Genomic DNA, 609 nt, shown 5'->3' with positions numbered 1-609 from the left:
ACTACGTACAAGCAAACGCAGAAGAACTGCCTTTCCCAGATGATTACTTCGATGTGATCACCATCAGCTTCTGTCTTCGTAACGTAACCGACAAAGACAAAGCACTGCGTTCAATGTTCCGCGTCCTCAAGCCAGGTGGTCGTCTATTGGTTTTGGAATTCTCTAAACCAGTTCTCGAACCACTATCAAAAGTGTACGACGCGTACTCATTCCACCTATTGCCAAAAATGGGCGAATTGGTCGCGAATGACGCAGAAAGCTACCGCTACCTTGCTGAATCTATTCGCATGCACCCAGACCAAGAAACTCTGGAAGGTATGATGCAAGACGCTGGCTTCGAAAACACCAAATACTACAACCTAACGGGTGGTATTGTGGCGTTGCACCGCGGTTACAAATTCTAAGGGTTAACGGCATGCCATTTGAACCTCTTATCACTGCTGTCATTGAAACTTCGCTGAACACACTGATTAAAGACGATCCTGCATTGGGTCGTCGTTTAGCGCGTCTCAAGGGCCAAGTTATCCAAGTTCACCTCAAAGAAATCGACAAGACGCTGACGTTTGTTTTCAGTCAGCAGATTGATGTGCTGGGTAACTACGAAGGTCA

Annotated in this window: 2 protein-coding genes; both read left to right on the top strand. The window is 46.6% G+C overall.

Going from position 1 to position 609, the window contains the following annotated elements; all coding sequences use genetic code 11:
• Window positions 1-404 (top strand): ubiquinone/menaquinone biosynthesis methyltransferase (locus R7040_RS27795; RefSeq protein WP_318097796.1); only part of this gene is annotated, 404 nt, incomplete at its 5' end.
• 11 nt (window positions 405-415) lie between these two features.
• On the top strand, window positions 416-609 hold a 194-nt coding region (locus tag R7040_RS27790), incomplete at its 3' end, for an SCP2 sterol-binding domain-containing protein (RefSeq protein ID WP_318097795.1).

The sequence above is a fragment of the Vibrio sp. 1069 genome (assembly GCF_033340555.1).
Note: the sequence above shows the minus strand (reverse complement) of the source record. Positions and strands in the feature narration are given on the sequence as shown.